General features: G+C 67.8%; 12 protein-coding genes and 1 tRNA gene. 10 read left to right on the forward strand and 3 right to left on the reverse strand.

From position 1 onward, the window contains the following. Positions 1-41: 41 nt before the first annotated feature. From argC to B9N97_RS05780, 3 genes are all read left to right on the forward strand, one after another. Positions 42-1,106, forward strand: coding sequence for an N-acetyl-gamma-glutamyl-phosphate reductase (gene argC / locus B9N97_RS05770; RefSeq protein ID WP_085084236.1), 1,065 nt, complete (start codon positions 42-44; stop codon positions 1,104-1,106). Positions 1,107-1,283: 177 nt separating this feature from the next. Next, a complete protein-coding gene (locus tag B9N97_RS05775; protein WP_085084238.1) occupies positions 1,284-1,820 on the forward strand; it encodes a gamma carbonic anhydrase family protein in 537 nt (178 codons plus the stop codon). Positions 1,821-1,990: 170 nt separating this feature from the next. After that, positions 1,991-2,587, forward strand: a complete 597-nt coding sequence (locus B9N97_RS05780; protein WP_085084240.1) for an OmpA family protein — start codon at positions 1,991-1,993, stop codon at positions 2,585-2,587. A gap of 137 nt (positions 2,588-2,724) precedes the next feature. On the opposite strand, the gene B9N97_RS05785 is transcribed toward B9N97_RS05780, so the two are convergent. Continuing rightward, positions 2,725-3,399, reverse strand: a complete 675-nt coding sequence (locus B9N97_RS05785) for a pyridoxamine 5'-phosphate oxidase family protein (RefSeq protein WP_085084243.1) — start codon at positions 3,397-3,399, stop codon at positions 2,725-2,727. A 121-nt stretch (positions 3,400-3,520) separates the two neighbouring features. On the opposite strand from B9N97_RS05785, the gene B9N97_RS05790 reads away from it, so the two are divergent. Beyond that, entirely contained in the window at positions 3,521-5,023 is a 1,503-nt protein-coding gene (locus B9N97_RS05790) for a MocR-like pyridoxine biosynthesis transcription factor PdxR (protein ID WP_085084245.1), read from the forward strand. Here the strand turns inward: B9N97_RS05790 and B9N97_RS05795 are convergent. Further along, a complete protein-coding gene (locus tag B9N97_RS05795; protein WP_085084247.1) occupies positions 5,020-5,949 on the reverse strand; it encodes a glycosyltransferase in 930 nt (309 codons plus the stop codon). The genes B9N97_RS05790 and B9N97_RS05795 overlap by 4 nt on opposite strands. 293 nt (positions 5,950-6,242) lie before the next feature. Here B9N97_RS05795 and treS point away from each other — a divergent pair, with 293 nt between their 5' ends. Continuing rightward, complete coding sequence (gene treS, locus B9N97_RS05800) at positions 6,243-9,578, forward strand: maltose alpha-D-glucosyltransferase (protein ID WP_085084249.1); 3,336 nt, start codon at positions 6,243-6,245, stop codon at positions 9,576-9,578. 339 nt (positions 9,579-9,917) lie between these two features. Further along, positions 9,918-12,122 (forward strand): 1,4-alpha-glucan branching protein GlgB, encoded by a 2,205-nt coding sequence (gene glgB / locus B9N97_RS05805; RefSeq protein WP_244560590.1) that lies wholly within the window; start codon positions 9,918-9,920, stop codon positions 12,120-12,122. Positions 12,123-12,222: 100 nt separating this feature from the next. Here the strand turns inward: glgB and B9N97_RS05810 are convergent, their stop codons facing one another. Beyond that, positions 12,223-16,989, reverse strand: a complete 4,767-nt coding sequence (locus B9N97_RS05810) for a TIR domain-containing protein (RefSeq protein WP_208621147.1) — start codon at positions 16,987-16,989, stop codon at positions 12,223-12,225. 439 nt (positions 16,990-17,428) lie between these two features. On the opposite strand from B9N97_RS05810, the gene glgX reads away from it, so the two are divergent. From glgX to B9N97_RS05830, 4 genes are all read left to right on the forward strand, one after another. Continuing rightward, a complete protein-coding gene (gene glgX, locus B9N97_RS05815) occupies positions 17,429-19,567 on the forward strand; it encodes a glycogen debranching protein GlgX (protein WP_085084252.1) in 2,139 nt (712 codons plus the stop codon). A gap of 154 nt (positions 19,568-19,721) precedes the next feature. Next, entirely contained in the window at positions 19,722-20,819 is a 1,098-nt protein-coding gene (locus B9N97_RS05820; RefSeq protein ID WP_085084254.1) for a response regulator, read from the forward strand. A gap of 106 nt (positions 20,820-20,925) precedes the next feature. Further along, on the forward strand, positions 20,926-23,118 hold the full coding sequence (malQ, locus tag B9N97_RS05825) for a 4-alpha-glucanotransferase (protein ID WP_085084256.1): 2,193 nt from the start codon (positions 20,926-20,928) through the stop codon (positions 23,116-23,118). A 161-nt stretch (positions 23,119-23,279) separates the two neighbouring features. Continuing rightward, positions 23,280-23,353 (forward strand) — tRNA-Gln (locus tag B9N97_RS05830). Positions 23,354-23,427: the final 74 nt, after the last annotated feature.

Below are 23,427 nucleotides of genomic sequence, written 5' to 3' on the forward strand. Positions count from 1 at the left end.
AGCCTCAACGTTCCTCCCGTCAAGCGAAGGACAACGCTTTCATGGCCTCGATCAGCACTTCCGGCGGTTCGAAGATCCGCGTCGGCATCCTGGGCGCTTCCGGTTACACCGGCGCCGAACTGGTGCGCATGCTGCTGCGCCACCCGAACGTGGAGATCGCCGCGCTGACCGCCGAACGACAGGCCGGCAAGCCGATGGCGGAGGTGTTCCCGCATCTGGGCGGCTATGGCCTGCCCGATCTGGTGAAGATCGAAGAGCTGAAGTGGGACAACCTGGACTTCATCTTCTGCGCCCTGCCGCACGGCACCACGCAGGAGGTGGTCGCCGGCCTGCCCAGCGGCCTCAAGGTGGTCGACCTGTCCGCCGATTTCCGCCTGAGCGACCCGGCCGAATACGCCACCTGGTACGGGCATGAGCACCGTGCCGTCGACCTGCAGAAGGAGGTCGCCTACGGCCTGACCGAGTTCAACCGCCAGGGCGTGCGCAAGGCGCGGGTGGTGGCGAATCCGGGCTGCTATCCGACCTGCTCGCTGCTGCCGCTGCTGCCGCTGCTGATGGAAAACCAGATCGAGCCGGGCGGCATCATCATCGACGCCAAGTCCGGCGTGTCGGGCGCCGGCCGCGACGCCAAGCAGGCCAACCTGTTCACCGAGGTGTCGGAGGGCTTCAACGCCTATGGCGTCGGCCACCACCGCCACATGCCGGAGATCGAGCAGGAGCTGCGGCTGGCCGCCGGCCGTCCGGTCACCGTCTCCTTCACCCCGCATCTGGTGCCGATGAACCGCGGCATGATGGCGACCATCTATGTCCGCATGGCCGACGGCGTCACCGCCGACGACCTGCGCGCGACGCTGGCGGCCCGCTATGCCGACGAACCTTTCGTCGGCGTGACCCCGGCCGGCGTGGTGCCGGCGACGCGCCATGTCCGCGCCTCCAACCACAACCTGATCGGCGTTGTCGCCGACCGTGCGCCGCGCAGCGCCATCATCGTGTCGGTGATCGACAATCTGGTGAAGGGCGCCTCGGGGCAGGCCATCCAGAACATGAACGTCATGATGGGGCTGGGCGAGACGACCGGCATCGATCAGGCGCCGCTTTTCCCGTAATCGGCTACCGCGATCGGAGCGGGCGGGGGCTGTGACAGCGTTGTGGCCCCCTGTCCGCACTGTTGCACAGAGGCACCAATCGGGATTTGCTTTGGCCTGTCAATGCGAAATCAGGTGGTGCCTTAAGCCTTACGGTGTTTCAATCCCGCCCGTCATGCACGACTTCGGTACGACCTGATGACCGGCCTTGTCCGCGCCTTCAACGGCATCCTGCCCACCGTCGACCCGACCGCGTTCATCGCGGAAACGGCGGCGGTGATCGGTGATGTCGTGATCGGGGCGAACAGCAGCATCTGGTACGGCTGCACCGTGCGTGGAGACGTCAACGAGGTCCGAATCGGCGCTCGCACCAACATTCAGGACGGCACCGTGATCCACGTGGCCTCCGAAGGGCAGGGCACCTACATCGGCGACGACATCACCGTCGGCCACATGGCGTTGCTGCACGCCTGTACGCTGGAAGACGGCTGCTTCATTGGCATGAAGGCCTGCATCCTGGATGGGGCCTATGTCGAGTCGCGGGCGATGGTCGCGGCCGGTGCTCTGGTGACGCCCGGAAAGCGGGTGACGTCCGGATTCTTGTGGGCCGGCAGCCCTGCTAGACCGGTTCGCGAGCTTACGGAAAAAGATCTCGCAGTTTTTCCTGTGCTCAGCCACCGTTATACGGATTTGGCGGAAACCTACCGGAAAAGCTGCTATGGAAGTGGAGCATAGGTCAAGGTACAGGTCGGGTTCGGCCGAACGGCTGAGGTGTCGGAACGTCGCCGCACACCACATGTTGGGAAGGTCGCTGCCGCGCTTGCACGTGGGCTGATGCTTCGATTGATAGGTTCATCCCCCGCAGGCACTCTGATGGGGAAGGGTTCTGGAAGGGAGTGAAGACAATGAAGACTATTGTTCGCGCGGGTCTGGCTGCCATCCCGGCCGCCATCGTCGCTTTCGGTCTGTCGGCGGCCGCCAATGCCCAGGACGCGAGCCTGGTCGGCAAGGGCACCGAGTGGTGCAACCCGGTCATCGGCTGGGGCAACGTCGCCGCCCGCACCGGTGACGGCGGCTACGTCATCCATCAGGGCAGCTATCCGTGCCCGCCGGCCGCTGCTGCTCCGGCTCCGGCCGCCGTCGCTGCGGTCCAGAGCGAATATCTGGTGTTCTTCGACTGGGATAAGTCGAACATCACCCCGGCCGCCGATCGCGTGATCGGTGACGCGGTGTCGGCCATCCTGAAGAACGGTGGCGCCAAGATCCATGTCGTCGGCCACACCGACACCTCGGGTTCGCCGGCCTACAACCAGAAGCTGTCGATCCGTCGTGCCGACGCGGTCAAGAAGGCCCTGATCGCCAAGGGCATCCAGGCCGCCAACATCACGACCGAAGGCAAGGGCGAGAGCCAGCTGCTGGTCCAGACCGGTCCGAACGTCCGCGAGCCGTCCAACCGTCGTGCGCAGATCCTGCCGCGCCTGCTGAACGCTCCGTCGTCCTAAGGACGGTTGGCAGGGGGCCGTTCCGGGGGTATCGGACCGGCCATCCCGCCAGCGGGAGAAACCGCAGGAAAAAGGCCGCGCCGGGCTTCCCGGTCGCGGCCTTTTTCCATTTTGGACTGCCGTCGGCCGGCGGTCCTTCAGCCCTTGATCTGGGCCGGATCCTGTTCCGGTTCGCCGGCGGTCAGCCGTAGCGGCACCACGCCTGCCCACACTGGGTGGTCCATATCCTCCGGATCGTCGCCCGGCGGGCCGGAGCGCCGCTTGGCCGACGCCTCGGCAATGGGGAAGGCCAGCACGGACGTGGCCTTCAGCTCCTGCACATTGGGCGCCCGCACCTTGGCGCTGCGGCCGGGTTCAATCTTCTCCATCAGCGCGTCGAGCGCCGCGCGCTTCTCCGCCTCCTCCGCCACCAGCCGCGGCCGGCCGAACAGCATCACCGAGCGGTAGTTGACGGAGTGATGGAACGCCGAGCGCGCCAGCACCCACCCGTCGATCAGCGACAGCGTGATGCAGGCCTCGCCCCCCTCCTGCAGCCGCCGGATCATCCGGCTGGAGGACGCGCCGTGGATCATCAACTCGTCCCCCACCCGCCAGGGAATCGTCGGGATCACCATGGGGGAGGGCTGGCCATGGCCCTTGATGGCGTCGTCGACGAAGCCGACATGGCAGATCGGCGCCTCGTCGATGATGGAATGGATCAAGGCGACGTCATGGCTGCCGCGGTCGCCCAGCCGCACCGGCCGGGTGCGCGGGGTCTGGGCCAAGGTGGCGGGGGAATCGGTGGTGGAGGAATTGGTCAGAAGGCTGGTCATGGTCGTGCTCAAGGCCGGAACTGTTGCGATGGCCCAGATTGACCGGCAGAATGGCTCCTTCGAAAGGTCCGGAATGTCGATTCCATAGGTACCAAATCGCCACCCTCTCAGGAGCCTCGCCATGGCCCGCCCGGCGCGTCCGGTTCTGTCCAGCCTCGGGCCGGTGGCGCTCGACCGCGACGGGGCTGAGCCGTTGCACCGCCAGCTCTACCGCGCGCTGCGTCAGGCGGTGCTGGACGGACGCCTGCGTCCGGGGGAGCGGCTGCCGCCCAGCCGGGCGCTCGCCACCGAGTGGGGGCTGTCGCGCAACACGGTGGTCACCGCCTACGACACGCTGCTGGCGGAGGGTTATGTCAGCGGCCGGGTCGGGGCCGGCACCTTCGTCGCGCCCTCGCTTCCCGATGCGGCGCCCGGCGGCGTTCCGGCCCGTGACGAGGTCCGGCGCGGCGTCGGCCTGTCCGCCCGCGGCCGGGCGCTGGCGGAGGCGCCGGCCATCGCCCGCGACCGGGCCGGACGGCCCTTCGCGCTCGGCACGCCGGACCTCTGCGCCTTTCCCGTCGAGCTGTGGGCGCAGCTTCTCGGCCGCTGCTGGCGCCATGGCGGACGGGCGCTGGCGACCGATCCGGACCCGCTCGGCTATGCGCCGCTGCGGGCGGAGATCGCCGCCTATCTCCGCGCCGTCCGCGCCGTGCGCTGCGAGGCGGAGCAGGTCGTCATCGTCTCCGGTGCGCAGCAGGGCTTGGCGCTGATGGCGCAACTGCTTCTCGATCCGGGCGACGAGGCCTGGGTGGAGGAACCCGGCTGGCCCGGCAACCGCGCCGCCCTGCTGGGGGCCGGGGCGCGGCTGGTCCCGGTGCCGGTGGACGGCGAGGGCATCGACGTCGCCGCCGGCATGGCGCACGGGGCCGGCGCCCGGCTGGCGCTGGTCACCCCGTCCCACCAGTTCCCCTTGGGCGTCACCATGAGCCTGGCGCGGCGCCTGCGCCTGCTGGACTGGGCGGCGGCGCGCGACGCCTGGATCGTCGAGGACGATTACGACAGCGAGTTCCGCTATGCCGGCCCGCCGCTGGCCGCCCTCCAGGGCCTGGACGGCGCCGGCCGTGCCATCTATGTCGGCAGCTTCAGCAAGGTGATGTTCCCGGCGCTGCGGCTCGGCTATGTCGTGGTGCCGCCCGATCTGGTGGAGCCGGTGCGCGCCGCGCGCCGCCATTTCGACGGCGGGACCAGCGTGGTGCCGCAGGCGGCGCTGCACCGTTTCCTGGCCGACGGCCATTTCGCTTCGCATCTGCGGGCGATGCGCTCCCTCTACGCCGCCAAGCGCACCGCCATCCTGGAGTCGATCACCGACGCCTTCGCCGGCTTCGCCAGTGCCGAGGCGGGGGAGGCCGGCATGCACATCCTGCTCCGCCTGCCTCCCGACTGCCCCGACCATCTCCTGGCCGAACGCGCCGCCCGCGTTGGCCTGACCACGCCGTGCCTGTCCAGCTACCACCGCTCCGCCGATCTGGCTGCTGGCGCCGGGACCATCGGCAACGGCCTCCTCCTCGGCTTCGCCGCCCACGACCCGGCGACGCTCGACCGCGCGGTGCGCGATCTGGCCCGGCTGGCGTTGCCGAACCGCTAGACCGCCTCCGCCACCCGCTCCACCGCCGGCACTTCCCAGGCCGGGTAGCGCAGGCTCAGCTGGTGCGTGCGGTCCTGCATGTCCAGCACCGGGCGCAGCACCGACGGGTCGGCGCGCATGGCGTCCTCGCCGGCCATGTGGACGATGCCAAGGCGGCGGTTGGGCAGGTAATACTCCACCAGTTCCCGCCGCTCCGGGTCGAAGCGCCAGGGGCCGATGTAGTTGCACCATTCCGGCAGCAGCTCGACCGGCAGCCCGTCCAGATAGACCGCCCCCGCCATCGCCAGCTGATCAGACGTGAACAGCCGGCCCTTGCGCAGCACCCGCTTCTGCCAGCGCTGGAACGCCTCCCAATGCGGCGCGTCGGCCTTCAGCGCATAGGCGCCGGCATTCAGCGTCGGGCGGGTCGTCAGCGCCCGGCATTCCGTCGTGGTCAGCCCGGCGCGGCTGGAGTTCTTGTACAGGATCGACCGCACCCGCGCGAAGCGGCCGAACAGCCAGTCCAGCCGCAGCTCCGTCTCCGAAAAGCGGCCGAACTGGGCGACGATGGCGAAGCGGTTCAGCGCCGCCCCCCGCCGCAGCATCTCCACCGCCTCCCAATCCTGCACCCAGGCGTCGGCGTCGATCCAGATCACCGTGTCGTAGCCGGGGAAATATGTCGGCAGGTGGAGCTTGGCGAGGTTGGCCTTCAGGTGGATGCGGTTGCGCAGCTTATGCGCGGGAATGCTGACCGGCCAGGGCGGCGTCACCACCGCGGCGCCCTGCGCCTTCAACTCCGCGATCTGCCCGTCCGTCAGGCCGGCGTCAATCACGCCGACGGGGGACTCGGCCGCCGGCTTCAACGCCCGCAGCGACGCGATCAGCTCGCGGATCAGCGGATGGTAGCGGCTGTCGCCGCCGGTGACGACGATGAAGGAGCCCAGCATGGTTTATCCGATACGCAATAGGCGTAAAGTTGTACTTACACCCACCCTGCCTGGATAACCCTTCGGCGTCAATCCATGTCCAGTCCGGATTGCTGCGCTTTTGAACGGTTGCTCCGAACCTCCGGCAGTCCCCCTCTGACCGTTGTACGCCCTGGCTTTTGCCGTCCCGCCTATCCGGAAGTCAGGGGTTGCCTGATGGCCCTTCGGGTGAAACCTTCGACCGGGTGGCTTGTTTCCGTTCCGTGTTCCCGCGACACGTGTTCCGTCAAACGCTTCTCGAAAGTGCTCGACCCATGATCGATCGCCAGGACCGGCTTTGGTACAAAGACGCCGTCATTTACCAGCTGCACATCAAGGCGTTCTTTGACGCCGACAATGACGGCATCGGCGATTTCGCCGGCCTGACCCAGAAGCTGGATTATATCCAGGAGCTGGGGGTGACGGCGGTGTGGCTTCTGCCCTTCTATCCGTCGCCGCTGCGCGACGACGGCTATGACATCGCCGATTACACCTCGGTCAACCCGACCTACGGGAACCTGGACGATTTCCGGCGCTTCATGGAGGAATGCCACAACCGCGGCCTGCGGGTGATCACGGAACTGGTCATCAACCACACCTCCGACCAGCACCCCTGGTTCCAGCGCGCGCGGGAGGCGCCGGCCGGCTCCAACCATCGCGACTATTATGTCTGGTCCGACAGCGACCAGAAATACCAGGGCACGCGGATCATCTTCTGCGACACGGAAAAGTCCAACTGGACCTGGGATCCGGTCGCCAACGCCTATTACTGGCACCGCTTCTATTCGCACCAGCCCGACCTGAACTTCGACAATCCCGAAGTTCTGGAGGAGGTGCTGAAGGTGATGCGCTTCTGGCTGGACATGGGGGTGGACGGGCTGCGGCTCGACGCCATCCCCTACCTGAAGGAGCGCGAGGGCACCAACAACGAGAATCTGCCGGAGACCCACGACGTCCTGAAGGCGATCCGCGCCGCGCTGGACGCCGAATATCCCGACCGCATGCTGCTGGCCGAGGCCAACCAGTGGCCGGAGGACGTGCTGCCCTATTTCGGCGATCCGGAGAAGGGCGGCGACGAATGCCACATGTCCTTCCACTTCCCGCTGATGCCGCGCATCTACATGGCGGTGGCGATGGAGGACCGGCATCCCATCGCCGACATCATGCGCCAGACCCCGGACATCCCGGCCGATTGCCAGTGGGCCATCTTCCTGCGCAACCACGATGAACTGACGCTGGAGATGGTCACCGACAGCGAGCGCGACTATCTCTGGAACTTCTACGCCGCCGACCGGCGCATGCGGATCAACCTCGGCATCCGCCGCCGCCTCGCTCCGCTGCTGGAGAACGACCGCCGCAAGATCGAGCTGCTGAACAGCCTGCTGATGTCGATGCCCGGCACGCCGGTGCTCTATTACGGCGACGAGATCGGCATGGGCGACAACATCTATCTCGGCGACCGCGACGGCGTGCGCACGCCGATGCAATGGTCGATCGACCGCAACGGCGGCTTCTCGCGCGCCGACCCGGCGCGGCTCTACCTGCCGGCGGTGCTCGACCCGATCTACGGCTTCATGGCCGTCAATGTCGAGGCGCAGGCCCGCAACCCCTCCTCGCTGCTGAACTGGATGAAGCGGCTGGTGGCGGTACGCAAGCAGCGCCAAAGCTTCGGCCGTGGCAGCTTCTCGCTGCTCTATCCCGGCAACCGCAAGGTGCTGGCCTATGTCCGCTGCCTGGAGACCGAAAACGGGTCGGAAATCGCACTCTGCGTCGCCAACCTGTCGCGCTCGGCCCAGGCGGTGGAACTGGACCTGAAGAATTGGAAGGGCCGCATCCCGGTCGAACTGCTGGGCCGCACCGTCTTCCCGCCGATCGGCGACCTTCCCTATCTGCTGACCCTGCCGGCCTACGGCTTCTACTGGTTCGCCCTGACGGCGGAGGCGGAGCTGCCGACCTGGCACGAGACCCCGCCGGAGCCGGTGCCGGATCTGCTGACCATCGTCGTGCGCGACGGCTGGCACAGCCTGACCACCGGCAAGGCGGCGGACGAGCTGGGCCGCGACATCCTGCAGGCCTTCCTGCCGCAGCAGCGCTGGTTCTCCGCCAAGGATCGCCGCATCACCCGCTCGCACGTCACGCTGGCCGCCCAGCTTCCGGGACCGGGCGAGGGCTTCATGCTGGTCCGGACGCAAGTCGGTCTGGACGGCGACGCCGCCGACCAGAGCTATTTCCTGCCGATGGCGATGAGCTGGGAGAGCGGGGCCGGCGGCACCGGCTGGCCGCTGCTGCCCTACACGCTGGGCAAGGTGCGGCGCGGTCCCAGGACCGGCGCCATCTATGACGCGGTGCAGGCCGACGGCTTCGCCCTGGCGCTGATCGAGGCGCTGCGGCGCGGCGACACGCTGAAGGCCAACGCCGGCGACGACACCGTCCGCTTCACCGCGACCGAGGCGCTGGGCGCCATCGAGCTGTCGGAAGAGGCCGAGGTGCGACGCCTGGGCGTCGAGCAGAGCAACACCTCCGTCCTGGTCGACAGCCAGATCGTGCTGAAGGTGCTGCGCCGTCTGGTGGAGGGCGAGCATCCCGAGGTCGAGATGGGCCGCTTCCTGACCGAGGTCGGCTTCGCCAACACCCCCGCCCTGCTGGGCACGGTGGAACAGGTCGCCGCCGACGGCACGCCGACCGCCCTGGCGGTGGCGCAGGCCTTCGTCCGCAACCAGGGCGACGGCTGGGCCAGCACGGTGGAGGAGCTGGAACGCCAGCTGGAGGACATCCGCCTCGGCGTCGCCGGCACCACCGAGGACGCCGCCGAATCGGGCGAGCCCTTCGGCATGCATCTGGTGATGATGACCACGCTGGGGCAGCGCACCGCCGAACTGCACCGGGCGCTGGCCCAGAGTACCGGCAAGCCGGCCTTCGATCCGGAGCCGATCACCGCCGAGGATCTGGCGCGCTGGGCCGATGCCGCGCGCGTCCAGGCGGAGGCCGCCTTCGCCGCCCTGCCGGGAACGCTGGACCGCCTGCCGGCCGACGTGCGCGCCGATGCCGAACAGCTCCTGTCCCGCCGGGCGGAGGCGATGGACCGGCTGGCGGCGCTGGCGTCGATGCCCGCCGACGGCGTCAAGACCCGCATCCATGGCGACTATCACCTGGGTCAGGTCGTGCGGGCGCAGAACGACTGGTACATCCTCGATTTCGAAGGGGAGCCGGCCAAGACGCTGGAGGAACGCCGCGCCAAGTCCAGCCCGCTGCGCGACGTGGCCGGCATGCTGCGCTCCTTCAACTATGCCGCCTGGGCGGCGCTGTTCCGCCTGGACAGCGCGGGCGAAGGGTCCAACAGCGGCGACAGCCCGGCGCTGGCCGCCGCCCGCGACTGGGAGCGCCGCAGCGTCGAGTCCTTCCTCGACGGCTACCGCACGGTGATCGAAGGTTGCCCGGCCTGGCCGTCCACCGCCGGCACCGCGCGCGGGCTGCTGACCCTGTTCCTGCTGGAAAAGGCCTTCTACGAGATCGTCTACGAGGCGGCGAACCGGCCCAACTGGATCGGCATCCCGGTCAAGGGCGTGCTGGGCCTGCTCGACGACGCGCAGGAGGCGGGCGCGAAGGGGTAACCGGGCAAATCCGCGGCGGGAATGGTGTGACGAAACCGCCGCGGGTATGTTCACCTCCGGAGAAGGCGTTCCCTGCGTCTGCCGTCATTCCCGCGAAGGCGGGAATCCAGGGCTCCCCAAAGCGGGGTTTAGCGCGTAAGCCTGGATCCCCGCCTTCGCGGGGATGACGGGGATGGAACGGTTATGGTCCATGAAGACGACGGCGCCTCCACGAAGAAGGGCACTTGGCCAATGGCGAGCGACATGACGACGGACACCCGCAAGGACCAGGCGCAGACCGGCGTCCCCGAAAGCCGTAACGGCGATCAGCGTCCCACCGATCACCGGCCCGATCACCGGATGGAGGCCCTGCGCGCGGCGGCGGACGCCATCGCGCGGGCCGACCATGGCGATCCCTTCGCCGTGCTCGGCATGCAGCAGGAGGCCGCCGGCCGCCCGGTCGAGGTCCGCGCCTTCGTGCCCGGCGCCGAGCGGCTGTGGGTGATCGACAGCGCCACCGGCGAGCCGGCGGGCGAGGCCGAGCGCATCCATCCGGACGGCTTCTACCTCGCGGTGATGCCCGACCGGACGGAGCGCTTCCGCTACCGTCTGCGCGCGCAATACCCGCTGGCGACCCAGGAGTTCGAGGACGCCTATCGCTTCGGCAACATGCTGGGCGAACTGGACGTCCATCTTCTGGCCGAAGGCACCCACCTGCGCACCTACGAGAAGCTCGGCGCCCACCCGCGCGAGGTCGACGGCGTCGCCGGCGTCTCCTTCGCCGTCTGGGCACCCAGCGCCCGCAGCGTCAGCGTCGTCGGCGACTTCAACAACTGGGACGGCCGTCGCCTGCCGATGCGCCGGCGCGTCGAGGTCGGGGTGTGGGAGATCTTCGTCCCCGGTGCCCGTCCCGGCCAGCGCTACAAGTTCGAGATCCGCGGCCCCAACGGCAACCTGATGCCGGCCAAGGCCGACCCCTACGCCTTCCAGGCGGAGATGCGCCCGGCCACCGCCTCGGTCGTCCACGGCCTGCCGCCCTACGAATGGCGTGACCAGGAGTGGCAGAGCCGCAAGGTCGCCACCTCCGACCGCACCGCGCCGATCTCGATCTACGAGGTGCATCTGGGATCCTGGGCGCGGGTGCCGGAGGAGGACAACCGCTTCCTGACCTACCAGGAACTGGCGGAGCGGCTGATCCCCTATGCCAAGGACATGGGCTTCACCCATATCGAGCTTCTGCCGATCACCGAGCATCCGTTCGACGGCTCCTGGGGCTACCAGCCCATCGGCCTCTATGCGCCGACCGCCCGCCACGGCTCGCCGGAGGATTTCAAGGACTTCGTCAACGCCTGCCACCGCGCCGGCCTCGGCGTGCTGCTGGACTGGGTGCCGGGCCATTTCCCGACCGACCCGCATGGGCTGGGCGAATTCGACGGCACGCATCTCTACGAGCATGCCGACCCGCGCCAGGGCTTCCACCAGGACTGGAACACCCTGATCTACAATTTCGGCCGGACGGAGGTGCAGAACTTCCTGCTCGGCAACGCGCTGTTCTGGCTCGACCAGTACAAGCTGGACGGCCTGCGCGTCGATGCCGTCGCCTCCATGCTCTATCTCGACTACAGCCGCAAGGAAGGGGAGTGGATCCCCAACAAGTTCGGCGGGCGCGAGAACCTGGAATCCATCGCCTTCCTGAAGCGCATGAACGAGCTGGTCTATGGCCAGCAGCCGGGCGCCATGACGATTGCGGAGGAATCGACCTCCTGGCCCATGGTGTCGAAGCCGACCTATCTCGGTGGTCTCGGCTTCGGCTACAAATGGAACATGGGGTGGATGCACGACACGCTGCACTACATGCAGAACGACCCGATCCACCGGCGCTACCATCACCACCAGATGACCTTCGGGCTGATCTATCAGTTCTCCGAGAACTTCGTGCTGCCGCTCAGCCATGACGAGGTGGTGCATGGCAAGGGCTCGCTGATCAACAAGATGCCGGGCGACGACTGGCAGAAGTTCGCCAACCTGCGCGCCTATTACGGCTTCATGTTCGCCCACCCCGGCAAGAAGCTGCTGTTCATGGGCGGCGAGTTCGCCCAGTGGAACGAGTGGAGCGAGGCGCGCAGCCTGGACTGGCACCTGCTCGACCAGCCGATGCACCGGGGCATGCGCGACCTCGTCCGCGACCTGAACGGCCTCTACCGCGAGCTGGAGCCGCTGCACAAGACCGACTGCGACCCGTCCGGCTTCGAGTGGATCGAGTCGAACGACAACGAGAACTCGGTCTACACCTTCCTGCGCAAGGCCGACGATCCCGAGCACATCGTCATCGCCGTCTGCAACTTCACCCCGGTCCCGCGCCAGGGCTACCGCGTCGGCGTCCCGCTGCCCGGCCGCTATGTGGAGCGGATCAACACCGACGCCGGCAAATACGGCGGCAGCGGCATCGGCAATCCCGGCGGCGGCGTCTATGCCGAGGAAATCCCCTGGCACGGCCGCACCCACTCGCTGGACCTGACTATCCCGCCGCTGTCGACCCTGATCCTGGAGCGGAAGGCGGAGTAGAAAAAACAGCCCTCTCCCAGGGCCGGCTACGGACTGCCCTCGACCCGCAAGCGGAACCGCGCCGGAACCGCGTGCGGGACGAGGTGCTGGCATAGACTGGTTATGCAGGGGTGAGGTTTTGCAGATGTTGAGGGGCCGGCAGGGGGCCGAACACCTCGGCGGGGTACGGGATGGGGCCGTCGGGAGTTTGGTCGATCCAGGCGAGATAGCGCCATGCGTCGCCGCCGGCTTCGATCAGGCGATTGTTTTCGATATCGAAGCTTGCCCATCCGCCGCCTTTGAACATGTGGATGCATCGCACATTTCGGCCCGTCGCAACATCCCACAGGCGCGACGTTCCATCCTGCCCAACCGAGACGATGTGGGCGCTGTCGGGCGAAAAGGCGCAGGCATAAATCCCGCCCTCATGCCCGCGAAGAATGGCGCTGACCTCCCCGCTGGCAGCATCCCACAGACGCAGCGTTCCATTGGACGCAGCCGAGGCGATGCGGGTGCCGTCCGGTGAAAAGGCACAGGCCACAACCACGCCCTCATACCCCTGAAGAACGGCGTTGATTTGGCCGCTGGAAGCATTCCACAGACGCAGCGTTCCGTCCGACCCAGCCGAGGCGATGCGGGCGCCGTCCGGCGAAAAGGCGCAGTCATAAACCCCACCCTCATGTCCGCGAAGAACGGCGCTGACCTTGCCGCTGGCAGCATCCCACAGACGCAGCGTCCCGTCTGAACTGGCTGAGACGATGCGACGTCCATCGGGCGAAAAGGTGCAGGCCCAAACCCCGCCCTCATGCCCGCGAAGAGCGGCGCTCACCTTGCCGCTGGCAGCATCCCACAGACGCAGCGTTCCGTCTGACCCAGCCGAGGCGATGCGGGAGCCGTCCGGTGAAAAAGCGCATGCATAAACCCCGCTATCATGCCCACGCAGAACGGCGCTGACCTCGCCATTTGCAGCATCCCACAGACGCAGCGTTCCGTCTGACCCGGCCGAGGCGATGCGGGCGCCGTCCGGTGAAAAGGCGCAGGCAAAGACCCCACCCCCATGTCCGAGCAGCATTCCGACGGTCGTGCCGCGGGCGGTGTCCCACAGACGCAACGCTCCATCGTGGCCAACAGAAAGGATGCGAGAGCCATCCGGCGAAAATGCACAGGATCTGACCCATTCCGCATGTCCGCGTAGAACGGCGACGACCTCGCCGTTGATAGTATCCCATAGACGCAGCGTTCCGCCCGCACCGGCCGAGACGATGCGGGCGCCGTCCGGTGAAAAAGCGCAGGCTCTGAGCCATTCCCCATGTCCGCGCAGGATGGTTCCGGCTTCGCCGCTGGCGGCATCCCACAAACGCAACGTGCCATCGTCGCCAACCGAGAGGATGCGGGAGCCGTCCGGCGAAAAGGCACAGGCTCTGACCCATCCCTCATGTCCACGTAGAACGGCGACGACGTCGCCACTGGCGGAATCCCACAGTCGCAACGTGCCGTCCTGACCAGCCGAGGCGATGTGGGCGCCGTCCGGCGAAAAGGCACAAGCCCTGACCCATCCCTGATGCGCCCGAAGAACGGCACGGGACTCGCCACCGTGAGCGTCCCACAACCGCAGTGTTCCATCCTCACCGGCCGAGGCGATGCGGGCGCCATCCGGTGAAAAGGCACAGGCCACAACCACGCCCTCATGGCCGCGAAGAACGGTGCTGGCTTTGCCGCTGGTGAGGTCCCACAATCGCAAAGCGCCATCCTGACCGGCCGAGGCGATACGGGCGCCGTCCGCAGAAAAGGCGCAAGCCCAGATCCTGCCCTCATGCCCACGCAGGACAGCGACGGCCTCTCCGCTATTGGCGTTCCAAAGCCGCAGTGTTCCATCTTCACCGGCCGAGACGATGCGGGCGCCGTCCGGCGAAAAGGCGCAGGCCCAGACCCTGCCTTCATGCCCACGAAGAATGGCACCGACATCGCCACTGCCGGCGTCCCATAGTCGCAACGTACCATCGTGACCAGCCGAGGCGATGCGTCGTCCATCGGGGGAATAGGCGCAGGCAGTGATCTCGCCCACATGCCCGTCCAGCACCTCCAGCCGCGGTCCCGAACGGGGCCGTCGCCCCATCGCCGGCTCGCAGGCTGCGAACAGCGCGGCCGGAGGTTCGGTGGTCGGGGGGTGGACGTTCGCCATGCGGCAGCGCAGCCATCTGGTCCGGTGCAGGCGCGTCTCGGTGAAATCCGCGTTGTCGAGCGTCATGCGATGGAACAGTGTGCCGATCAGGCTGGCGCCGGTGAAGCGGGCTGCCACGGCGCGCCCATCCAGGAATTCGGCACGGTCCAACAAGGCGGTGGAGAAATCGGCGCCGTCCAGCGCGACGCGCTGGAACACCGTTCCCTCCAGCCGCGCCCCACGGAAGCTGATCCGCGTCAGATTCAGTGGCACATCCTCCGGTTTGCCTTGAATCTTCCACCCACGCAGGTCGGCCCCGTTCAAACGAAAGCCGGCCAGGGAGGGTGCCGGATAGCCGCCGGCCTGGGCCACCAGCGTATAGTCGAAGGCCAGTTCGGCAACCCGCGCCCCGCCTGCTCCAGTCCCCGCCCCATCGCGAATGGCGCGCAAGGTGGCGAGCGCCGCCTCTGCGTCCTCCCCGCTCATCATCATCTGGCCCAGAAAGTCCAGCGTTTCGCGGCTGGGGCGAGGCAGGTCCCAATCGGTCGGGCGGCGGTCGATCAGGGCACGGTATAGGTGGCTCGCTAGGAAATACTCCTGAAGCGAGCTGTGGGCGAAGCGGAAATCGGCGTCTCCCTCGCGGGCCAGGAAGGTGGCGGTGCGTAGATCCTCCTTCAGCAATTCGCGATCCTTGCCGTCGTAATGGGCGGCGATGTCGGGACGGGCGCGCAGAAGGTCGATCAGCGCCTGTTCGATGGCACCCACCCCCCAGCTTTTGCGGCCCGACCGCCACAGGGCGGCGGCGAAATGCTCCATCAGAAGCTGTTTGTGGTCGGGGGTGAGCTGGTGCTTGCCGGTGTCGCGTTCCAGCCAGGACAGCACCATGTGGCGGTAGAGGTCGACGCCGGTGACGCTCTGCCCCTCGGCCCGCCAGCCCTCGATGACGGCGATGTGCTGAGCCAACAGGCTGAGCGTGTAGGGGCGTTCCGCCATTTCCGTCAGATTGTGCACGGAATGGATCAGGTCCAGCACCTCTTGGGGATCCCGGCCGGGCAGTGCCTTGACCAGATAGGCGCGGATCTGATCCTCGGTGAAGGGCAGCAGAATGAAGGTGCGGTAGAGGTCGGGGCCGACACCGTCGCGGCCCTCCGCCGTCAGATAGTTCTGCTGGTCGCGCAGGGTGCGGAAATAATGCGTGCGGCAGGACAGCAGCAAACGCCCCGCCCCGGGCTGCTTCGCCCGGTCGGGCGGCAGGATGCGGAACAGCTCGCGGGTGAAGCGCTGGCCGGCAGCGGGGGACAGATGGACCAGCACCTCGTCCAGCCCGTCGAACAGGACTAGTGCGCCGGTCTCCCGCACCAGCCGGATCACCTCCGCCGCCGTCAGGCCAGGGTCGGTTTGGCCGCCGCGCCACATGCCCTTCAGCACGCGGTCGAGGATGGAGTCCAGCGACAGGTCGCTGCCGGCAACCTCCCCCAGATGCCGCAGATCGAGGTAGATGGGCAGCGGCGGCTTGTCAGCGCCCGCCGCCTCCCGCGCCCGCAGCAACGCCTCGGTGAAGGCCATGCAGGTGGTGGTCTTGCCCATGCCCAGGTCGCCCAGCAGAGCGAAATAGGGCCGTTCGTTGGGATTTTCCGCCCATTCCATCAAAAAGGTCAGCGCGTCCCGCCGCTCCCCCTTTTCTCCGGCAGCGGTCGTGGATGGCGTCTTGTCCAGCTTGTCGAGCGTTCCACAATAGCCGTCACTTGCCACGCGGTGATCCGGCAACCGCTCCGCCACCGCCCTGCGCAGCGAACCGTCCAGATCGGGACCGCGCGGCGTGGTGGGGTCGGTCGGGGGCAAGCCGGCGACGGCCTTCAGCATCTGGGCATAGAGGCCATCGGCGAAGTCGTCGCGCTGGATCCCTGTGCAGCGTTGGAAATCACGGCGCTTGTTGTCATGGAATACCTGGACCTCTTCCAGTCCCTTCAAGTCCATGCTGCCGTCGAAGGCCAGCCGCTTCAGGGCGATGGGGATCGCGCGTTTGCCGGTGGCAGTTTCGTTCGGGGTACGAGGGACGAAGCGCGGCAATTCCTCTACCGTAATGAAACGGCTACCAAGAAAAGCTGGGCTGGTGAGCAGCAACCCGACCGGGCAGCGCTCGACCGCCTTGCTAATCTCCTCCCGCCACCGCTGCCCCGGTTCCAATTTCCGGTCGTCCCACCGCTCGAACACGTGAGCGGGGGCCAGCGCGAGGCGCTGCTCCAGCCGCTTCAGCAGCTCGAACGCCAGGGCTTCGTCATCATGGGCATAGGACACAAAATATCGAATGACCGGCTTGCCGTCGCGCACCTCTATGCCATCCTGCGGCTCGTGCCGATGGTCGCGGACCTCCTGCCTGTCCAGTTGAGTGACCGCTGCCACCGCGCCGTCGTCGCCGCTGAACCAGCAGACACGCTGCTCCGGCGGGGTGCGCGTGGCGCCGTCGGTTTGAAGCGTCAACGCCACCCCGGCTCCCTCCGCCGCCGCCTGGACGCGGGCGCGGAACTGACGAAACGCCGTCAAAGCCGCCGCACGCTCCTGATCCGGATAAAGCGCCTGAAGCACGTCGGCGAGCGAAAGCGTTCCGTCCGTCCGCATCAGGCCGATGAGAAGGTCCAACCGCTTACGGTCGCTTCCCCCCAACTCCCCTTCGATGGAAATCGCAGAGCGGCGGACGGCGGGAACTAACAGGGGCTTTGGGGGCATGACCATCTCTATACGATATCTACGTTATTGATACGGTATTGCAGAGTTGCGGGACTTTCAACCCATATTGAGACCATGACCTCCTGACGATCCATCGCCCTTTTCCCGCATCCTGCGAAACCTCTTCGCCAACCTCCCTTGACGCCGCCGGGGGGAGGCTTTCTTATTGGACCCCTTGTGTCTTTTCGGGGAACCGGTGAGGCGTGCACAGGCTGATGGTCGACAGGAACCCCGTTCCCTCCTTTGATGACGCACTACGCACCCGGCCGGCAAACCGCAAGGCGCCGTGCCGCCAGGACCGTGGAACAATGGAACAGGCCCCGAAAACTGTTTCATCCTGTTCCAAACGTTCCATCCGCCGGCCTTCCAACCGCCGACCCTCCGCATCAGCGGCCCTGACGATCACGTTAAAGTACTCCACCACACAGGCCGCCCGCTGATGCCCTCCACCCCCGCCCGCACCCCGGTCTGGCCCGGCAAGCCCAATCCGCTCGGCGCCACCTGGGACGGGTTCGGCGTCAACTTCGCGCTCTTCTCCGCCAATGCCGAACGGGTGGAGCTTTGCCTGTTCGACAAGACCGGCCAGCGCGAGGTCGAGCGGATCACGCTGCCGGAACACACCGACGAGGTCTGGCACGGCTACCTGCCCGATGCGCGTCCCGGCCTGCTCTACGGCTACCGCGTCCATGGGCCCTACGAGCCGGAGGAGGGGCACCGCTTCAACCCGAACAAGCTGCTGATCGACCCCTATGCCCGGGCGCTGTTCGGCGGCTTCAAATGGTCGGATGCCCATTACGGCTACCGGGTCGGTTCGACGAAGGAGGACTTATCCTTCGACCGGCGCGACAACGCCCGCGGCATGCCGAAATGCCGGGTGGTGGACGGCGCCTTCACCTGGGGCCATGACCGCCACCGCCGGGTTCCCTGGACCGACACGGTCCTCTACGAGACCCATCTCCGCGGCTTCACCATGCGCCACCCGGAGGTGCCGGCCCATCTGCGCGGCACCTTCGCCGGCATGTCGACCCAGACCGTCATCGAGTATCTGCGCGCGCTCGGCATCACCTCGGTTGAGTTCCTGCCGGTCCAGGCCATCGCCGACGAGCAGCATCTCGTCACCCGCGGCCTGACCAACTACTGGGGCTACAACACCATCGGCTTCTTCGCGCCGGAACCGCGCTACATGAACACCGGCGTGTTGTCGGAGTTCAAGACGATGGTCGCCCGCCTGCACGAGGCGGGGATCGAGGTCATCCTCGACGTCGTCTACAACCACACCGCCGAAGGCAACCATCTGGGGCCGACCCTGTCCTTCAAGGGCATCGACAATCTCAGCTATTACCGGCTGATGCCGGACAGCCCGCGCTACTACATCAACGACACCGGCACCGGGAACACGCTGGATTTCAGCCATCCGCGCGTGGTCCAGATGGTGATGGACAGCCTCCGCTACTGGGTGACGGAGATGCATGTCGACGGCTTCCGCTTCGACCTCGCCACCGTGCTGGCGCGGGAGCCCTACGGCTACGATCCCGGCTCCGGCTTCCTCGACGCCGTGCGGCAGGACCCGGTGCTGGCCGACGTCAAGCTGATCGCCGAGCCGTGGGACGTCGGTCCCGGCGGCTATCAGGTCGGCAATTTCCCGCCGGGCTGGGCGGAGTGGAACGACCGCTACCGCGACACCGTGCGCCGCTACTGGCGCGGCGACGACGGCATGCTGCCGGAACTGGCCGGCCGCATCGCCGGCTCCGCCGACCTGTTCGAGAAGCGCGGGCGCCGCCCCTGGGCCAGCGTGAATTTCATCACCGCCCATGACGGCTTCACCCTGCACGACCTCGTTTCCTACAACGACAAGCACAACTGGGCGAACGGCGAGGAGAACCGCGACGGCCATTCCTCCAACTGTTCCTGGAACCATGGGGTGGAGGGGCCGAGCGACGATCCGGCGGTGACCGAACTGCGGGCGCGGCAGAAGCGCAACATGCTGGCGACGTTGATGCTGTCGCAGGGCACGCCGATGATGCTGGCCGGCGACGAGCTGGGCCACAGCCAGGACGGCAACAACAACGCCTACTGCCAGGACAACGACCTCACCTGGCTGGACTGGTCCAAGCGGGACGGGACGCTGGTGTCCTTCGTCCGCCGGCTGATCGCGCTGCGCCGCATCCATCCGGTTCTGCGCCGCCCGCTCTTCCTGCATGGGCGGGAGGTGGCGGCCAATGGGCTGAAGGACATCGTCTGGTACAATGCGCAAGGGGTGGAAAAGACGGCGGAACATTGGCGCAACACCCAGGCGCGCTGCATCGTCCTGCTGCTGAACGGTCGCGCCGGCACCCATGTCGGCCCGGACGGGCAGCCGCTGTCCGACGGCGTCCTGCTGATCGTGCTGAACGCCCATGCCGACGTGCTGACCGTGACCCTGCCCGACGTGCCGGGCGGCCGGGGTTGGCGCTGCGTGCTCGACACCCGCGTCGCCGACGGGGCGGGGGACGAGCGCATCCATCTGGCCGGACGCTCGGCCCTGGTCGACGGTCGGACGGTCCTGGTCTTCACCCTGGTGGAGCAGCCGGGCATGTGAGGGGCGGACATGAAACCGAGGGCGCATTGCCCTGCGATCCTTTGCCCACTGTCCATGCCCAGGCCGGAGATGCTACCGCGACGGGCGGAGACAAAGCGTGTTACGCTGCGCCGCGCGTTCCCGTCACAGCCGCAGCGGAGCTTCGGGTAGGACGATGCCGGATTACGATTTCTCGCAGGTCGACGCCGCGATCATCGACAGCCAGCTCAACACCGCGCGCGTGTTCCGCGACGTGCTGATCCGGCTGGGCTTCCGCCGGGTGGAGCTGTTCGATTCGGTGAAGGCCGCCGCCGGCCTGCTGGCTGCCGCCATGCCCGATCTTGTGCTGGTCGATGCCGACGGCGAGGATTCGGAGGCCTTCCGCTTCATCCGGTCCCTGCGCAACGAACCGGCGGTGCCCAACCCCTTCGCCTGCGTCATCGTCACCACCTGGGCGCCGACCCCGGCGCTGCTGACCCGCGTCACCAATGCCGGCGGCGACGACCTGCTGATGAAGCCGGTGTCGCCCAAGCAGGTGCGCGAGCGCATCGTCAGCCTGATCGAGGCGCGCAAGGGCTTCGTCGTCACCGCCGACTACACCGGTCCCGACCGTCGCAAATCCCCGCGCGAGGGGGCGCAGGTGCCGGTGCTGGATGCCCCCAACACGCTGCGGCTGAAGGCGACCGGCCAATGGACCCAGTCCGGCGCCCGCATGCGGCTGAACGAGGCGATTGCCACCGTCACCACCCAGAAGCGGCTGCGCGCCAGCATCCAGGTCGCCTTCCTGGTCGAATTCGCCCTGGTCGGGCTGGCGCGGCCGGTTCCCGACCGCATGTCCATCGACCATGTCGGCCGCATCGGCGGCTTCCTCGACGATCTGCTGCGCCGGCTGGGCGACGACGGCGACCATGCCCCGGTCGAGGCGGTCGCCCGCGCCATCAAGTCCCTGGCCGACAAGGTGCGCGCCGCCGCCGAAGCCGGACCCGTCTCCGCCGACGACCGTGATCAGCTGCAGGCCCTGTCCCGCGCCCTGATGCAGGCCGTCGATCCCGACCGCCCGCTGGAGGCGATGGCCCAAGAGGTTTCCACCGCCGTCGCCGGATATCGCAGCCGGCTGGAGCAGATCGCCCAGGCCAAGGCCGCCGCTGCCGCTTCGGCGCTGGCGGCGTCATCCGCCGATGCGGCGGGCGAGGGCGGGACCGAATCCATTGCATCCGCCGCCCCGCCGCCGGCAGCGGCCGGGCCGGCGAGCACTGCCCTGCCGGCCGGCTAATGGGGGAGTGCCGATGGCATAGGCCGCCGGGCGGCATTGACGCCGCGGGCCGCGACCCCAATCCCTAAGCCCCACCCTCTTTCCGTACAACCCGCGGGGACCCTGCATGAGTGATCTCGACCGGCTGGCCGATCTGCTTGGACTAGAACCCCACTATCACGACATCTGGGGCAACCGGCGGGAGACCTCGGCCGCCACCAAGCGGGCGCTGATCGCCGCCATGGGGTTGCCGGCCGCCACGGATGGCCAAGTCGCCGACAGCCTGCGCACGGTCGAACGCCGGTCCTGGAGCCGCCCGCTGCCGCCGGTGCTGGTGGTCGGGGAAGGGCAGGGGATCGCTCTGGACGTCGCCCTGCCGGCCGGCCTCGACGATGCCGTCCTGGCGTGGGACCTGACGCCGGAAGGCGGGACCGCCCAGGGTGGCCGTACTGCCATCCGCGACCTGCCCGTCACCGATCGCGCCACCCTGGACGGCACGGCCTACGAGCGCCGCGCGCTGGGGGCCTTGCTGCCGGTGTCGCTGCCCATCGGCTATCACCGGCTGGACCTGCATGTGGAAACCACCGGAGGGGCGTCGGGGCCGTCCGGATCCGCCACCCTGATCGTGGCGCCGGATCGCTGCGTGACGGTGGAGGAGATGGTGCCGGCCGGCCGCAGCTGGGGCATCGGCCTGCAGGTCTATTCGCTGCGCTCGGAGCATGACTGGGGCATGGGCGATTTCGCCGACCTCGCCGGCTTCGCCGAGGTTGCCGGGCGGCTCGGCGCCGGGCTGGTCGGCCTGAACCCGCTCCACGCCCTGTTCCCGGCCGATCCCAACCACATCGGCCCCTATTCACCGTCCAGCCGCCAGTTCCTGAACATCCTTTACATCGACCCGGCTTCCGTCCCCGAATTCGCCGGCGCCGACGACCTGCGCGCCCGCATCGAGGACCCCGCCTTCCAGTCCGCGCTGGCCGCCGCCCGGCAGGCTGAGCTGGTCGATTACCCCGCCGTTGCCGCGCTGAAGCTGCCGCTGCTGGAAGCTCTGCACGCCCGCTTCTGCTCCCTCCCCGACGACCACCCGCGCAAGGCCGCCTATGCCGCCTTCCGGCGGGACATGGGCGCGGCGCTGGACCGCCACGCCCTGTTCGATGCCCTGCACGAACATTTCTTCCGGCAGGATTCCTCTCAATGGATGTGGCGGAGCTGGCCGGCCGCCTTCCAGGACCCGCAGAGCGCCGAGGTTGCCGCCTTCGCCGCCGAGCATGCCGACCGCGTCGATTTCTTCGCCTGGGCCCAATTCGAGGCTGACCGCCAGTTGGGCGATGCCGCTGCGCGTGGACGGTTCGCCGGGCTTGCCATGGGCTTCTACCGCGACCTCGCCGTCGCCGCCCATCCCGGCGGTGGGTCCGCCTGGGCCGACCCGTCGATGCTGGTGCAGGGTGCCAATGTCGGGGCGCCGCCCGACCAGTTCAACATGAACGGCCAGAACTGGGGGCTCGCCCCCCTGTCGCCGCTGGGCCTGCGCGAGTCCGCCTACCGCCCCTTCATCGAGCTTCTGCGCGCCAACATGCGCCATGCCGCGGCTCTGCGCATCGACCATGTGATGGCGCTGCAGCACCTGTTCTGGATACCGGAGGACGGCAGCCCCGGCGCCTATGTCGCCTATCCTTTCCACGACCTGCTGCGCATCGTGGCGTTGGAGAGCCGCCGCAACCGCTGTGTCGTGATCGGCGAGGATCTGGGCACGGTGCCGGAGGGTTTCCGCCCGGCGCTGGAGCAGGCCGGCATCCTCAGCTACCGCGTGCTCTATTTCGAGCGCACGCCCGACGGCGGCTTCAAGCCGCCCGGCGACTATCCCGCCGGGTCGATGGCGACGGTCAGCACCCATGATCTGGCGCCTTTCAAAGGCTTCTGGACCGGCCGCGACCTGGACTGGCGCCAGCGCCTCGGCCTTTATCCGGACGATGCCAGCCGCGACAAGGACATCTGGGACCGCGGCGTCGACCGCTGGCGCCTGCTGCAGGCGCTGTCGCGGGAGGGGCTGCGCCCGGACAGCTATCCGACGGAGGATGGCGACCAGCCTTTCCACGTCGACCTGTCCGCCGCCGTCCACGCCTATCTGGCACGCACCCCGTCCCGCATCGCGATGGTGCAGATCGAGGACGCGCTGGCCGACGACGAGCAGCCCAACCTTCCCGGCACGGTGGACCAGCACCCCAACTGGCGCCGCCGCCTTCCCCGCAAGCTGGAGGAATTGGAGTCCGACGACGATCTCCGCCGCATCATCGCCCCGGTCGCCGCCATCGCCCCGCGCTGACCGCAGTCCACCACCGGCGGCCCTGGGGGAATCCGGGCCGCCGGTGGCCGTTGGAAAAAAATGCATCCCAATCGAAAAAAGCTCTTCACAGCCCGGCACATGGTCGCTATAAACCCGCCCACACCACGGGGCACGGCAAACGAGCCGCCCCGGTGACGGTCTGGGGGATCGTCTAGCGGTAGGACAGCGGACTCTGACTCCGCCAGCCTAGGTTCGAATCCTAGTCCCCCAACCAACCTTTTCAATCACTTAGCGACTGCGTTTGGGCCGGTTGGGTGCTCCAGTAAGCACCCAGTAAGCACGGTCCTT

It is taken from the genome of Azospirillum oryzae (genome assembly GCF_900177515.1).
Lineage (GTDB): Bacteria > Pseudomonadota > Alphaproteobacteria > Azospirillales > Azospirillaceae > Azospirillum > Azospirillum oryzae_A.

Coding starts and splice junctions, on each gene's coding strand:
- argC (WP_085084236.1), top strand. CDS start 42: ATGGCCTCGATCAGCACTTCCGGCGGTTCGAAGATCCGCGTCGGCATC.
- B9N97_RS05775 (WP_085084238.1), top strand. CDS start 1,284: ATGACCGGCCTTGTCCGCGCCTTCAACGGCATCCTGCCCACCGTCGAC.
- B9N97_RS05780 (WP_085084240.1), top strand. CDS start 1,991: ATGAAGACTATTGTTCGCGCGGGTCTGGCTGCCATCCCGGCCGCCATC.
- B9N97_RS05785 (WP_085084243.1), bottom strand. CDS start 3,399: ATGACCAGCCTTCTGACCAATTCCTCCACCACCGATTCCCCCGCCACC.
- B9N97_RS05790 (WP_085084245.1), top strand. CDS start 3,521: ATGGCCCGCCCGGCGCGTCCGGTTCTGTCCAGCCTCGGGCCGGTGGCG.
- B9N97_RS05795 (WP_085084247.1), bottom strand. CDS start 5,949: ATGCTGGGCTCCTTCATCGTCGTCACCGGCGGCGACAGCCGCTACCAT.
- treS (WP_085084249.1), top strand. CDS start 6,243: ATGATCGATCGCCAGGACCGGCTTTGGTACAAAGACGCCGTCATTTAC.
- glgB (WP_244560590.1), top strand. CDS start 9,918: ATGGAGGCCCTGCGCGCGGCGGCGGACGCCATCGCGCGGGCCGACCAT.
- B9N97_RS05810 (WP_208621147.1), bottom strand. CDS start 16,989: ATGCCCCCAAAGCCCCTGTTAGTTCCCGCCGTCCGCCGCTCTGCGATT.
- glgX (WP_085084252.1), top strand. CDS start 17,429: ATGCCCTCCACCCCCGCCCGCACCCCGGTCTGGCCCGGCAAGCCCAAT.
- B9N97_RS05820 (WP_085084254.1), top strand. CDS start 19,722: ATGCCGGATTACGATTTCTCGCAGGTCGACGCCGCGATCATCGACAGC.
- malQ (WP_085084256.1), top strand. CDS start 20,926: ATGAGTGATCTCGACCGGCTGGCCGATCTGCTTGGACTAGAACCCCAC.